The organism is Endozoicomonas sp. ALE010, from assembly GCF_049310165.1.
Classification (GTDB): Bacteria; Pseudomonadota; Gammaproteobacteria; order Pseudomonadales; family Endozoicomonadaceae; genus Endozoicomonas.
The window spans coordinates 1-14255 of record NZ_JBLYNV010000026.1; the positions used below are offsets into that span (position 1 = coordinate 1).

Sequence of the window (14255 nt, forward strand, 5' to 3'; positions counted from 1 at the left end):
CAATGACGCCCAAACTCCGTTCGTCCTGAGCGGAGTCGAAGGGCGTAAGCTCCATGCCCTGAATAAAGACTGTGCCAATCACCCTTCGACTCCGCTCAGGGTGAACGGAGATTGGACACATCAAACACATTGAAATAATGCACGGTTACACGGTTCCAATGTATTTGATGGGTTTTCTCTATCAATGACGCCCAAACTCCGTTCGTCCTGAGCGGAGTCGAAGGGCGTAAGCTCCATGCCCTGAATAAAGACTGTGCCAATCACCCTTCGATTCCGCTCAGGGTGAACGGAGATTGGACACATCAACGCATTGAAATAATGTACTAATCCCCATCACTCGAATTAAAACCCAAAGGCACCTGAAGCCTGCCCGCCGTTGTGACAATCTGCTGGCTAAGTGCGTTAATGTGCTCTTTCAGCTGATAAAGCTCTTCAATCCTTCCCTGTTCAATCGCGGTGGTGAAATCATAAGGCAGGTGTTGCATGGCTGATAAGACACGGTCCAGCACCTGAACAATGCCTTGCCACAACGCCGCCTGTTCCGGATTAACGGATTGTTCAATGGCCAGGGTGACCAGCGAATCAGCGGTTGCAAGCACCGTCCGGATATTTTCCAGCGACTGCTGGCTGCGCCAGGATTCCGCCAGAAAAAGGTTGGTGCGATGTTTCCCCAGGGGCAGGGCCAGCTCTTGTTTCAGCCGTGAAGTCTGGGCATCCAGGCTGTTCAGCACCCAGCCATCCAGGCCCAGGGCATGTTGGCCTCGCTCCATTGCCATCAACTTGAGGGAATAGTTACCGGACTTTTCCCAGTTCTGCTGCAACTCCATGCTGTTGGCAAACAGTGCTTCCGTGTTTTCCATCAGAAACTGGCAATACTCGGTTTTTTTCAAGGCCAGGGCATCATTGGCCCGGGAATCGAAGAGCAGGTATTCGGAAGCGGAAAGCCCCTGGAGAATAACGCTGTCTGACCGTAATGGCACAGGGGCTGCACTTTTGAGCCGTGCTTCAACCTTGCGGCCGGTCAGGTTTTTCTTATCTGGCCAGAACTGAAAACGCCAGCCTTCCATATTCTCTTCCAGCATCAGTTGGCTAACCGCTTCCGCTGACTGCCAGCTTAACATGGTCGTACGCCACTGTTGCTGCAAGAGCCCGAAATTTTTGTTATCCGGATTAAGGCAGAATTCCGAGGCAAGGTTTCTCAGGTTCGATGCCTCAGAAACCAGGCTGGTATAACGTGGCTGGATCTGGTCTTCCAGCAAGACGGTCATGGGCGAACGGGATAAATCCGGTGTTTCAGGAAAAAACTGATCACACCCGCTCAAGCCCACCGACAGCATGATCAGTTTCAGGTATTTCATAAATTATGAACTGCCCGATTTATGGAAGAAGGCTGTCAGGAAGCGGTTGCCGTCAGGCGATGCGCCCACTTGGTTTTTGCTGCCAGCTGCATATCCACCACTTCGTCACTTTCATCGACGATTTCGCGGCCAAGCAGTGTTTCAATCATATCTTCCAGTGTCACGATACCACGGATATCGCCATATTCGGTGACCACCATGGCGATATGGCTGCGTTTTTCCAGGAACGTTGCCATCAGTTTTGGCAGTGGCTCCTTTTCCAGCACGGCAATAATCGGACGTTTCAGGCTTTCCAGTCTGGTACTGCCGCCTTCCCGAAGATGGGAAAGCAGAATGTCATTTCTCATGACAAAGCCGTTGATATCATCCGGGTCTTCACCGTACACAGGAATACGCGAGAAGCTGGAACCGGTGAACTCCTTCATATAAGCGTCAGTGGTCGTAGATTCCGGTAATGAAAACAGCACTGAGCGAGGCGTCATGATTTCCACAATCTGGAGATCACGAAACTTCAGCATGTTTTTCATCAGCTCAGACTCGACACCCTGCAGTGCACCCACCTGAAAGCCAAGGTCAGCCATCGCCTGAATTTCATCACGCAGATAAGGGTTGGTTTTGTCCTTCGGACTCAGCTTGCTGGTCAGTAACTCGGTGATCCAGATAATGGGCAGTAGCAGCTTAACCATAAAGCGCACACCAACGGCCATGACCGGAACCAGGGATTGCCACCAGGACGCACCAATGGTTTTTGGAATAATTTCAGACAATACCAGGATCAGTAAGGTCAGCACGGCGGAAAAAACTCCAACAGCGGCATCACCAAAGACTTTCGCCGCCTGGGCACCCGCACTTGCCGCACCAATGGTATGAGCAATGGTATTCAGGGTAAGGATAGCGGCCAGAGGGCGGTCAATATGATCGTGCAGCTCACGGACAATCTTTGCCCATTTGCTGTTTTTCTGCTCAAGGCTAACCACATAGGCCGGGGAGATACTGAGTAGGACGGCTTCAAACACCGAACAAACGAAGGACACCGCAATAGCGATGACAACATACGCAACAAGCGTAACCACGCATGGCTCCAAAGGTAATCAAGGGAATGCTATTCTAGCCTGAGAATTTAATCTTTGGCGATAGAAATTTCCGAATATTACATTGAATCGGATTTCCGGTTGCCCGCTACAGGGTGCTACATCTGCATACATTAAGGTACCACGATCTGTAAGTGTTGAAATTTGCGGGATTTACTCACTCATCACCGCACCCACCACCATCACCGCCGTCGCAACCAAAGCCACCACCGCCATAACGGCTATCGCAGTATCCGCCGTGACTAACGTCGGGTCGAAGTAACGTGTAAAGATACGGAACATTCTTGCTAAATTGTGGTCAAAATGAATTGTATGGATCATTTGGCCAGCTTCTGACTGGAGAAGACTTGCGGATATGAATGTTTTCGAAAGAATTTCCGGTTTATTCCTTGGAGGTATCTTCCCCTCCAGTCCTCCGGCTGTTGGCAATTCATCATCAAGTGACGAGTTATTTGATGAATACACTCCATTTCTTCAGATGTCACCGGAAGATGATACTTCTTCCAGTGGCCCGGGCCGTGAAAGACGACCAATTCATAGCTTTGATATTGCCGCAACGGAAAAAAAGAGAGCGGATACCGCCAACCCGGTGAAGTTTGACTGTGTCATCATGCCACCTGATGATGACGTAGATGCACTGTTGGACAGGCTGTCTACCTTTGAGTATCAACGTGCACAAAATGGTGAGGCCGGTGCTGAGATTCACCTGATTCAAAGTTTTGAAGATTTGTCCAGGGACAACCTGCGCCAGCGTATTCATCTGGAAGGTGGTGGCAAATGCCAGCGTTCACCCGGCAAGTTATTTGACAACAGTCGCCCGATCAAGCTGGTGGTTGATTTACAGAAGATGCACCCCAGCGATACCGTGGCACTCAATGACCTGCTTGACCCGGAAAGCCCTGCATTAAATAAAATCAGATTAGGCAGTCATGTTGAGATACTGGTCCTGGTGCAAAAAAAGCAGCTTCATACCGGTAATACCTTTTCATTGGGTGCCGATACCTGTCGGCGCATAAACCGGGTAGACAATACCTGGGATTATCAGAAAAAGCTGGCATCCCTCACCAGCGTTCCTGAAGCACACCGCTCTATTCTTGATATCTCTCCCTGCGCCCCGGATGACAATAACCCGGCCCATGAACATGAAAAGTTCTCCATTAATTTGTGTCACGGCAGTGTTCCCTGGCGGCAAACACTGCTCGGGAGCTACGGTGTTAAGGCCGATCATGGATTCGGCTGGGAGGCGGGAGCCATTGAGAGAGAGGCACCTAAAAAACTGTGGATAACCGATGCCCCCGAAAGGGATCCGGCATTTACCCAGGCGCTGCGTAATATAAAAATCACCCGGGAAATCGAAGCACAGGGAGAAAAACTGTCACTGCCGGAAGAGATGTTCTTCCGGGTCAGACAATCCGGGGGGGAAGACAGGTCCCGGCTCCTTGGCAGTATCAGGCTGCTAGCCAATATCCCTGACGGTCCGCTTATCACCATCAATTCCGCTAATGTTAAAAGCTGGCTGAGCACAGTGGGGATTAACGACAAAGGAGAGAGTTGCGAGCACCATCCTCTGAAAGAAGCCATTCAGGCAGGAGGGTCAATAGTGGTGACCTCGTCATTGGAGGAGGCGCAGTGGACGCAATTACTTCATCGGCTCACAATGCTGATGGAAGAAAAAGAAACGAAAGTTCCGCTGACATTGCTCGAAACCAGACAACCACCGTCTTTTTTTCCTGCCAGGCCTGACAGTTCGCCACCATTGGCGGGTGACGCATTTGAGCCAATGATCCGGATCCAGCGCAGTGAGGATCACGAAGCACTGGTGAATGATCTGTTCAACAGACACCCGGAGGCTGAAATTGTCCGTGTCAATCCTGAAACGACCCTGACACAGCTGGTTAATAACCCACATATAGCCTCTGAAGCCAGATACCAATACGGATTCCGCTGGTCCGGCTTGATGAAGGCTTTGCAGTCAAATAAACCGGTTATCTTGTGTGGCCTGGAGCAAAACCCCAGGTTGCAACTTGAGCTGGAAACCCTGCTGTTGAAACCGGGCCACTTCTTTGTCAATGGCAGTAAAGAGCAGATACCGGCGAATTCCAGAATTTATCTGGTATGGCCTGAAGGTGTCAGGACGGAATCGCCGGTATGGCACAGTGCAATTGCCCGGGAAGTGGCCGTGACGCCGCCGGTTCCTGAACACTCCCAAGCCTGGAACAAGCTGAAAGAGGGTCTGGAAAAACTGCACAGTGCTTTAAGGACGCTGCCGGAAAGGTTTGCCACTATTAATTGGCCAGCGTTGTCGGATGCCCTGGTGCAATCGGTACTCAACGAAGCCAATGCCATCGTCGCGGAGGAGGGCGGCACCGAAGCGCTTCCTGTCCACTACCGCAAAGCCGTTGCAACATTGGTGACACATGTCGCCAGAAAAGAAAAACAAGTCAGAGCGTTCGCAAAGTCAATTACCCGGCAAATATGGCCCGACCCGAATGGCTATTGGGTGGATATTGATAAACTGACCGCAGTTCTTGGGGATGGTCACCTGATCAACAGTGCCTATATTACCAGCAACGGATGGGAGCTGGTTGAACTGTTCGGCGAGGGATTTTTCTCACACCCTGAGCCAATGGCGCTTGATTATAACCAGCCTGGCCACAGGAAAACACTGATCGCGCTGCTATGTCGCCACGCCCCCAGAGTTTACCAGCGAACGCTGAAAAAAAGACTTGGGTGTGATGATGAACTCTTAAATACACTGCCTGAGGCGACCTGCCGCTCATCCGTCATTACCCGGATTCTGAACAATGCCCTGTACGCCGGCTGGGATTTTCGGAAGCAACAGAGTATTCCGGTTCAGACGCGACTGGAGAACCTCTCCACCCGGATTCTGAGAATCCAGCAAAATGCCTCCGCAAACCAGCAGCGGAATTTGATCCACAGCTTGCTGGAACGGCAATTTATTAATATCAGTGATGATGATCCGTCGGTGCTGGAGCAAATACTCTCAAAACGCATATCCCAGCATAGCAGGGGACTCAGGAGACTGGCCCGACTCAAACGACGAATCCGTGGCAATAAATTGATCACCCTTGAGGGCACCACCGGTACGGGCAAAAGCTATCTCGCCCATCAGGCGGCAAAATTGTCAGGTCCCACGTTTACCCTGACGATTGGCCCCAGCGCAGAAGAGAGCCATCTCCTCAAACGGTGGGTCTGGCAACCTCAGGGTGATGACCGTGAGATGACAGAGCAGGCGGGAATTATCCTGAAATGGGCCAGAACAGAGCCCGGACCCGGTGCGATGGTGACCCTGGTGGTGGATGAAGCGAATCTTGCCGCTAATCTTCTGGATAACGTGCTGGCCGGTATCTGGTCGGCAAATCCCCATATATTCTGTGGTTCCGAAAGAGTGGACATTTCACCTCAACACCGGGTTGTGTTCACCTGTAATCCCGGTGCCTACTCCGGCCGCAGTGAGCAAACGGTCCTGCAGGATCGGGGTATAAGGGTTCACTATCCCGCTTTAAGCCCTGAGTTCCTGAAAGAACAGGTGGTCTTGCCGACACTGAACAGGCTATTTTATGGGGCCTCTTTAAAAGGGCTGGATGACACTGCGGCCCGGCAGACTGCCGACACGGTGATGGAGCTGCAAAAGCAACTGAAACTGCTGCTGCCGGACCGGGTCTTCAGCCCCCGGGATCTCACCGACGTCTGTGGCTGGATCGCCTGTCAGCTCCATTACAGCGGCAGGCGTGTCACGCAAACCCAGCTCGATGATATGGTCTGGAACGGGTTTGACAGTGTCATCGCTCACTCACTGAATAATCAGACTCAGGCGTCTTACCAGATTTTAAAGCTGTGGTTTGAGCACCGCTATGAGGCCCACAAACTGCCAGCCACTGTGACAGGATACGACCTGCGTCTTGATCAGCTTTACGACACATTCTGTCGCTATGTTAACCGGGCAAAACCTGAATTTGATACATCATCACAGTCCGTTAAATCATTAATGCAGACGCTGGCCCAGGATCTTGATCGCCTCCGTCTTGAGCATGAAAGTGGCGTTCGCCATTCAGGGCGCAGGGCGACACTGGTTGAAGGCCCGGCCGGCAGAGGCAAGGACGCAACCTTGAAGTTGCTGCTGGATATGTGGGATGCCAGTGGTGAGACGGGCAGGCCCACCAATGTCCGTTACTTCAATGCCGGAGACTGTGACTGGGCTGAACTGAAGCAAGCCATCAGGGAAGCCCAGCAGGAAGGGACGGTTCTGGTGGTTTCAGAGTTGAACATGATCAGCAGTGCCGACCTTGAAGGTGAACTCAATGATGTACTGACCGAGCCTTGCACACCCGGCTTCCACCTTTTTGCCACCACCAACCCACCGGAATACAGCGGGCGCAGCGCATTTTCACCGGCACTTAATGATCGTTTCCGGATTATCAGAATCGATGATTACAATGAGCAGGAGCTGCGCAGGATTGCCCGGCAATTATTACCCCCGGAAAACCCGGATCAAACCGCTGAGCGTATTGCCGCCCTGCATTGTTACGTTTACCAACGGTTAAAAAAATCCGGGCAGGCCCTGTTCCCGGTTTGCCGTGATCTGCAAAAGCTCGCGGCAGCAGTCACGGCACAATCGGATTTAACGGCATTATTCTGTCAGCATTACTTCCTCTATATGGCAGCCGGAAAAATCGCCAAAGAGGAGGTTGCTGGTTTCCTTCGGGATTCAATGCCAGAGCAACCAGCAACGGTAGATGGTCATCGTTACGATCACGGGTTATGCCGCTGGCTTTTTCAAACCATTCCCGACCTGGACAGACCATTATTTATCCAGCGCTCAACATCCGGTGGTTTTGGTGTCACGCAGACACGGGAACTCGTTATTGATGAGAAGCTGTCGGATAGCGATGCCAGGGCAGAAATTATCAAGCGGACTGCCCAGTGGTTATGGCGGCACGAGACCGATATGCCAGATGATCTGGGAGTCGGTGGTGATAATCAAAGCAAGGCGCTCTATGTTATGCAGCAGCGACAGTGGTTTCGTGCACGCATAAAAGACAGCGACGTTCTACCTTCGGAGGTATTTAAGCTCAGCGGCTTTAAGGCTGGTCCTGCCGAGTTGCAGGTTTCAGCCGGGCACATGGATGCTCTGATGTACCTGAATGGGTTCCGACATATTTTTTCAGAAAGAGAGATCTGGGAGCGCTTATTGCGCGGTGACCTGCAAGTGGACATCGACAGGCCAGTTTCAGTCTGGGAGGCTTATCTGAAGCCTGCCTGTCTGCCGGTTGTGGTGGTTTGCTGTCTTCCCGCTCTTGCCATTGCACGGTGTTTGCCTTACTTGCGTCGAACAACTGGCAAGAAACTTGACGGTAATGTGACGTCTCCTGTTAGAGAGCAGCCCCAGCAACGTGTGGGTTGGAGAGATGGTGGGAATGGCTACCAATCCATAGAAACCAGAACGGTCATTGGGTGTTGCGGGTCTCAATCCGAGCCTGTAAGGAGGGAAAGAACATTCTACGGTGAGGACATCGTGAAATATCGGTTAGATGTCATTCGTTATCAGGTGACCGGTGAAGGCAATATTTACACGAAGGATTGGACACCCGGAAAGAGCGATTTAATCAGGGTCTTTCCTGAGGCAATGGCTCCAAATACGACAGTTCAACTGTATCCGTGGGAATCTTATGGGTGTCATACGATCAAGGTTGGACCTGGCCATAAATTGTTTCCTCTGCCCGGCAGGCAACCCAGGGAGGAGATAACTGAACTTCGAACGGAGCCGGTGCGGGCTCACCAGGTATTCCTGGATAACTATACTGGCCAGCACTGGATTCGGTTTTCAGGTTTAATCATCAACTGCAGTATTCATGTCCACTATAAACTGAGCAAAAAATGCGGTGACGCTGGTCTGCTTGAAAAAGCCAATGTCAGAAAAGTGCATGATACTCAACCAGTAGAGACTCAGAAAAAAAACAAATACTGTTGCCTCCCGGCAGAACTGTTCAAATCCCATGATCGTAATCAGCGTGATGACCTGATCTCTCCACAAGGCAACCATTGTCCGGAACCGGTCAGGCATCGCGTTGATGTCCTGTTCAATACGGTGCGGGCAGCTGCACACGCCCCCATAACAATGCTGACCGATAAGCAGCAGTTGGTACTGGATATTATCAACGCAACGGATGATCAGGGGCGCATTGCCGCAGCAGCGGAATATTGTCGTCAGTTTGACAATCAAAGTTACCTTAAGATCAAAGATGATTTGGCACAGATTCTGCTCTCAGAGGCTGTTGGCGCTTGCAGGCACCGTGCACCTGTTTTCAAGTTTATTATGCAATATTTTGGTATCACCTGCCGTATTGTTAAAAGTGAGATTCATGTCTGGGCAGAAGTCTGGAATGGCCATGATTGGGAAACCTATGATTTGGGCGGTGCTTATTCGGAAGAGGATATTCATGGCCACAACCCTTATTTTCCAAAAATTGATGTTCATGATTTCGCAGAACGGGAGACTGACCAGTACTCCCTTACTGCTTTAGCCCCCGGGGTAGTAGGGCATTTCAAAAAAGCCAATCTGGAAGGCTTTAGTCAGGGATGTGAACGCTTGTCAACCTGCAAACAATATGACAGCTCCTTCGTTGAAGAACAAAGGCAGGTGGAAGAGTCATTATTGGCTGGTTTGAATCAAATGGCTGAGTCGGGTTCAGATGACTGCAGGCAGGTTTTGGAACATATTGAATATGCTCAACATCAACTTGATGCACCGTCTCGCTACCATCCTACGCGGAAAATGTGGGGTTTCCTCGAATCGGTACTGACTAAGCACTTGAAGCACTGCATTGAAAAAAAAGAGGCCAGTATCGGATGGTGTTCTGTTTTGGCGGCTTTTATTGTCCAAAAAAAGTGGTTTAAACCCAGAGTAGACTATTCATTTAATCTCTTTCTAAATCTCAAACAGTGGCGCTGGATCGAAGCAAATGTCCCATCGTTGGGAATGCTTGCCAACCAGAATATTGAAAACTGGTATGATCTCTGGAAGAACAATGAACTCCCTTTCTCTTTCTCTAGGCGTTATACCCAAGAGCTCAATGAGATGGTGACGGAGATAGATGAAGACACCCTGCCCACCGGGTGCTCGGAAACCTTTGAAACGTTGTTGGGCGCTTCTGCCAAAATTGAGCAGTGGACTGATCAGCCAGAAGATGGAATACCCGATATCAGTCGTCTTCTCCATGGGATCCCTGCCTACAGAAAAGTGACCTCAAGCCAGTCCCAGGTGGGTAAGCCTCTCTTCCTGATGACCAATGGCTTTATCGATACCCGCAACCAGCCGGAAGAGACTCAAACCCGTTTTGCCCACTATCTTTACAAGCGTGCCCAATCTTTGAAGGCACCCATGAGCATTGGTCTGGCCGGAAGAATGACTCTCAATTTCAGACCGTTCCATGTGGTTAAACCAACAAGCACGGTTCACGTTAAAAATCTGCTACTCAACTATGATAAGGTCTTTGCTACAGATAAGTACTACGTTGCTGAGCATGTCTCTGAGTATGTTGCCAAACAGAAAGACAATGTAGAAATGTTGGAAAACACCAGAATCAAAAAAATGATGGATAGCGAGGATCTGGTGGTTATCAGGTCAGAAGATGTCCAAAAGATTTATGATGAATATATTGAAAGCCTGGGGGTTCAAAGCTGAAGTGGGTGGGTGCTGTTCAGCTTCTGCGGTAGACTTTAAGCATCTATCCATTTAAGTGACTACTGTTCTGTGTTTGAACCACCAACCCATGGACTCTTTGTTCAACGCTTGTCAGCCATAGGCCAGCTTTAGTCTTGCGTCCCTTCAATCGCTTGTATTTACCTTTACTTAGTGTAATCGATCTCGTTTTTTGGTTTATAAGTGTGGTTTTTCATACTTTTAGTGGGTTTTTCTTGTACTTCTTTTGCTTTTGATTAGTAAAAACTCTAATACTACGAAAGTGCATAGAAAATTATTTTGTGTGTTGGTAATTCAGTTCAACGTTGTTGGAGTGATGGGGAATGGGAAGGTCGCTCCCCTCGTCTGAATGCACTCATTATAAAGAGAGTTTCTATGTGGAATAAACTGAACAAGTCGATGATGTTCTGCCAAATGATGTTTGGCTTATCTTTTTATGGCGTAATGGTCATTTTGACCCGTTTCTTCCTTGAAGAGCTGCAATACAGTGAAGCAGACACCATGATGATTGTTGGTGCCTTCTCTTCCATAGGCCCTCTGTTCGCCATTGCCGGTGGCTTCATTGCTGACAAATTTCTGGGGGCCAAACGCTCACTGACGCTGGCTTACATGGCATTCGCAGCAGGTTACGCGCTGCTGGCATTTGGTGCTTCCATCACCAATGCTCCAATGGCTCTGCTGGGGATTGCTCTGGCCAGTTATGCCCGGGGCCTGATGTCTCCTTCTTACCCAAGCCTTTATAAGCGTACTTTCAAATCTCAGGAAGACTTTGAAAACTGCTACCCGATTAACTACTCGGTTAACAATATAGGTGCCCTGCTGGGTCAATATCTGTACCCAATGCTGGTGCTGGTTATTGGCTTTAAAGGTGGTTTTGCTCTTTCTTCTATCATGGCGGCTCTGGCGGTTACCATGCTGGTTATTTTCCACAAGCCACTGGTCGAGATTGGTGAAGATATCGACAAGCAGCCATTGAGCTCTATGAACATTGCTATCTTCCTGGCGCTGTCTGTTATCATGCTCGGTATGGTGTTCTTCATGTTCTCCGACATGGATACCGGCAAGTACGTTGTATACGCCATTGGTGGTACCGCACTGTTGTATTTCATCTCCCTGATGTTCAAAGCCAGTCGGTCGGATGCTCTGAAAATGGGTACCATCCTGATCATGGCATTTCTGGCGACTGCATTCTTTGTGTACTACGGCCAGATGATGACTTCCATGACCATGGTGACTATCAATACCATGCGTGGTGAACTGCTTGGCTTTATCCCTCTGGCTCCAGAGGCATCCATGGCGATGAACCCTCTGTGGTGTATTGTTGCAGGTCCGGCCATTGCCGCGAGTTTCACGGCTCTTGAGAAGCGTGGTATTAACCTGTCTACTGCCAGCAAAGTATCCATCTCTTTCGTACTGGTGACTATTGCGTTTGGTATTCTGACCATGGCAGTTAAAGGCATTGATACCGATGTTATTATCAGCCCGGATGTATTCCTGGTGATCCACGGTTTCCTGGCCTTTGGTGAAGTGATTGTAGGTTCTCTGGTGGTTGCCTTTATTCTTTCGGTAACACCCAAGAAGATTGAGGGTTTCTCCGTGTCCCTGTTCTACATTGCCATGGCTCTGTCTGGCATCATCGGTGCGGTGATCTCCGGCAGTATTGCCATGGAAAAAGGACAGGAAATCACCCAGCAGTTTGTTCAGGGTGTTTACGGTGACTACTTTGCCATGCTGACAGCAGCCGCGGTGGCGATGGTGATTATTGCCCAGGTGTTTTCTTTTGTTATTCGCAAGATGCTGGACAGTGCAAATCGGCCTGAAGAAGATCTGACTTCTGCGTCCCAGACACCGCTCAGGCAATAACTGGTTATCCACTGAACTCATCATGGAGCAGCACAAACTTCCATTTTTGATGCCATCGAACCGCATTTCGAGACGTATCAGCTTGTTTGTGCTCATCTCATGATCTCACACCTGACGCAGTCAAGCTGCGTCTTTTCTGTAACGCTCACCACAGCGGTTCTGTCTTTAACTTCCCAAGGCAGTGGGTCGCTATAGTTCTTAAGGAATCTTCCTGACCATCAAACCCTGCCACTTGTACTGTTGAAGATAAAACCTGAGCCAACTATCAGCGGCAAGAAACACCTTTTATTCTTCCTTTCTTATGAGTGGAATAAGCAATAGTGTGGAATTTATAGAACTTTTTGCGTCAAGGAAGGTCTAAATGGAATGAGTATCTTATCAGGCATACGTTATAACCTTATTCAACGCATTTCTCCTGTACCCATACACGCCGACGTTGTGAAGCAGTGTTCTGTTTGCCTGGACGATATAACCGGCTCCCGGAGAGTTTCTGTCAATATTTGCAATCATTATTATCATACATCGTGTATTAAGAAATGGCTGAAGACAAGTAAAAATCCAACTTGCCCATTGTGTCGTCGTGATATTTGTATTATCACCGATACGGGGTTACCTCTCCACTATGCAGCTGCTCACGGCCAGCAGAAAGCCATTGGTGCTCTGATTGACAGAGGTGCGAACGTCAACTCTCGAACCAAAGACGGGAGGACGCCCCTCCACTGTGCAGCCGCTTAAGGCCAGCTGGAAGCCATTGGGGCTCTGATTGCCAGAGGTGCTGACGTCAACTCTCGAACCAAAGACGGAAGGACGCCCCTCCACTGTGCAGCCGAGACAGGCCGGCAGGAAGCCATTGATACCCTTATTGCCGCAGGTGCGGACGTCAACGCTCGAACCAAAGACGGGAGGACGCCCCTCCACTGTGCAGCCGAGACAGGTCGGCAGGAAGCCATTGATACCCTGATTGCCGCAGGTGCGGACGTCAACTCTCGAACCACAGACGGGAGGACGCCCCTCCACTGTGCAGCCGAGAACGGCCAGCGGAAAGCCATTGATGCCCTTATTGCCAGAGGTGCGAACGTCAACGCTCGAACCGAGGAAGGAGATACGGCCCTAAAAAGGGCCAGCGACAATAAAAAGTTAAGTCTCTCAATGATCAAGAGTTTTGCTAATGCTGGATTTGATGTTAATGCACCGTGTAATTATTTAGGTTCAACAATGCTTGTGTGTGCCGCTGAGGCTTGTGATTGGGGGTTCGTCGACGAATTGATGGCCAAAGGTGCTGATATTAACGCCCCCAGGAATATAAAGACTAAATATACGCCCCTCCACTTTGCAGCCGAGAAAGGCCAGCCGGATGCCATTTATGAACTGATTGCCAGAAAAGCGGACGTCGATGCTCGAACCAAAAATGGGTTTACGCCCCTCCACTATGCAGCCGCTCAAGGCCAGCCAGAAGCCATTGATGCCCTTATTGCCGCAGGTGCGGACGTCAACGCTCGAACCAAAAACGGGTTTACGCCCCTCCACTATGCAGCCGCTCGAGGCCAGCAGGAAGCCATTGATGCTCTGATTGCCGCAGGTGCGGACGTCAGCGCTCGAACCAAAGACGGGGTTACACCCCTAAAAAGGGCCAGCGACAATAAAAAGATAAATGTCCCAATGATCAAGAGTTTTGTTAATGCTGGATTTGATGTTAATGCACCATGTAATAATTTAGGTTCAACAGTGCTTGCGTGTGCCGCTGCGGCCTGTGATTGGAAGCTCGTCGACGAATTGGTGGCCAAAGGTACGGATATTAATGCCGGGAATATAAATAAATATACGCCCCTCCACTATGCAGCCGAGAAAGGCCAGCAGAAAGCCATTTATGCTCTGATTGCCAAAGGTGCGTACGTCGACGCTCGAACCAAAAACGGGGCTACGCCCCTCCACTATGCAGCCGGGAAAGGCCAGCTGGATGCCATTGTTGCTCTGATTGACAAAGGTGCAGACGTCAGAGCTCGAACCAAAGACGGGTTTACGCCCCTCAAATATGCAACCCAGCAAGGTCAGCAGGCAGCCGTTGATGTCCTGATTGCCTGCGCTGCAAAGCTCAAGAAGAGAACCACCGGTGCTCATGTCCGAAAAAAAACAGTAAGACAATGCTAAAAATCACCGCAAAAACAGCAGTAACGCAACCATTTAATGGAAGCCCCTGATAACAGAGGCCTTTTGAGGGGG

The 14255-nt window shown here is 50.0% G+C and carries 7 protein-coding genes; 4 read left to right on the top strand and 3 right to left on the bottom strand.

Features of this window, described 5'->3' with window-relative positions; genetic code table 11:
• Positions 1 to 323: 323 nt before the first annotated feature.
• The 3 genes from ACO6UY_RS12255 to ACO6UY_RS12265 all read right to left on the bottom strand — a co-directional run bounded on the left by ACO6UY_RS12255 (position 324) and on the right by ACO6UY_RS12265 (position 2770).
• Entirely contained in the window at positions 324 to 1358 is a 1035-nt protein-coding gene (locus tag ACO6UY_RS12255; protein ID WP_422461415.1) for an imelysin family protein, read from the bottom strand.
• 35 nt (positions 1359 to 1393) lie between these two features.
• On the bottom strand, positions 1394 to 2431 hold the full coding sequence (locus ACO6UY_RS12260) for a CNNM domain-containing protein (protein WP_422450078.1): 1038 nt from the start codon (positions 2429 to 2431) through the stop codon (positions 1394 to 1396).
• 171 nt (positions 2432 to 2602) lie between these two features.
• On the bottom strand, positions 2603 to 2770 hold the full coding sequence (locus ACO6UY_RS12265; RefSeq protein WP_422461413.1) for a hypothetical protein: 168 nt from the start codon (positions 2768 to 2770) through the stop codon (positions 2603 to 2605).
• 34 nt (positions 2771 to 2804) lie between these two features.
• Between ACO6UY_RS12265 and ACO6UY_RS12270 the strand changes: the two genes are divergently transcribed.
• From ACO6UY_RS12270 to ACO6UY_RS12285, 4 genes are all read left to right on the top strand, one after another.
• Positions 2805 to 10154, top strand: coding sequence for a hypothetical protein (locus tag ACO6UY_RS12270; protein ID WP_422490091.1), 7350 nt, complete (start codon positions 2805 to 2807; stop codon positions 10152 to 10154).
• A 417-nt stretch (positions 10155 to 10571) separates the two neighbouring features.
• Entirely contained in the window at positions 10572 to 12035 is a 1464-nt protein-coding gene (locus ACO6UY_RS12275) for a peptide MFS transporter (RefSeq protein WP_422490093.1), read from the top strand.
• 366 nt (positions 12036 to 12401) lie between these two features.
• Positions 12402 to 12770 carry an RING finger domain-containing protein gene (locus ACO6UY_RS12280; protein ID WP_422450081.1) on the top strand — a complete coding sequence of 123 codons (369 nt, stop codon included), beginning with the start codon at positions 12402 to 12404 and terminating at the stop codon, positions 12768 to 12770.
• Positions 12771 to 12776: 6 nt separating this feature from the next.
• On the top strand, positions 12777 to 14183 hold the full coding sequence (locus tag ACO6UY_RS12285) for an ankyrin repeat domain-containing protein (RefSeq protein ID WP_422490123.1): 1407 nt from the start codon (positions 12777 to 12779) through the stop codon (positions 14181 to 14183).
• Positions 14184 to 14255: the final 72 nt, after the last annotated feature.

Bases quoted from the DNA above. Each gene is read 5' to 3' on its own strand.
- ACO6UY_RS12255 (WP_422461415.1), bottom strand. From the start codon at position 1,358: ATGAAATACCTGAAACTGATCATGCTGTCGGTGGGCTTGAGCGGGTGT.
- ACO6UY_RS12270 (WP_422490091.1), top strand. From the start codon at position 2,805: ATGAATGTTTTCGAAAGAATTTCCGGTTTATTCCTTGGAGGTATCTTC.
- ACO6UY_RS12265 (WP_422461413.1), bottom strand. From the start codon at position 2,770: ATGATCCATACAATTCATTTTGACCACAATTTAGCAAGAATGTTCCGT.
- ACO6UY_RS12275 (WP_422490093.1), top strand. From the start codon at position 10,572: ATGATGTTCTGCCAAATGATGTTTGGCTTATCTTTTTATGGCGTAATG.
- ACO6UY_RS12280 (WP_422450081.1), top strand. From the start codon at position 12,402: ATGAGTATCTTATCAGGCATACGTTATAACCTTATTCAACGCATTTCT.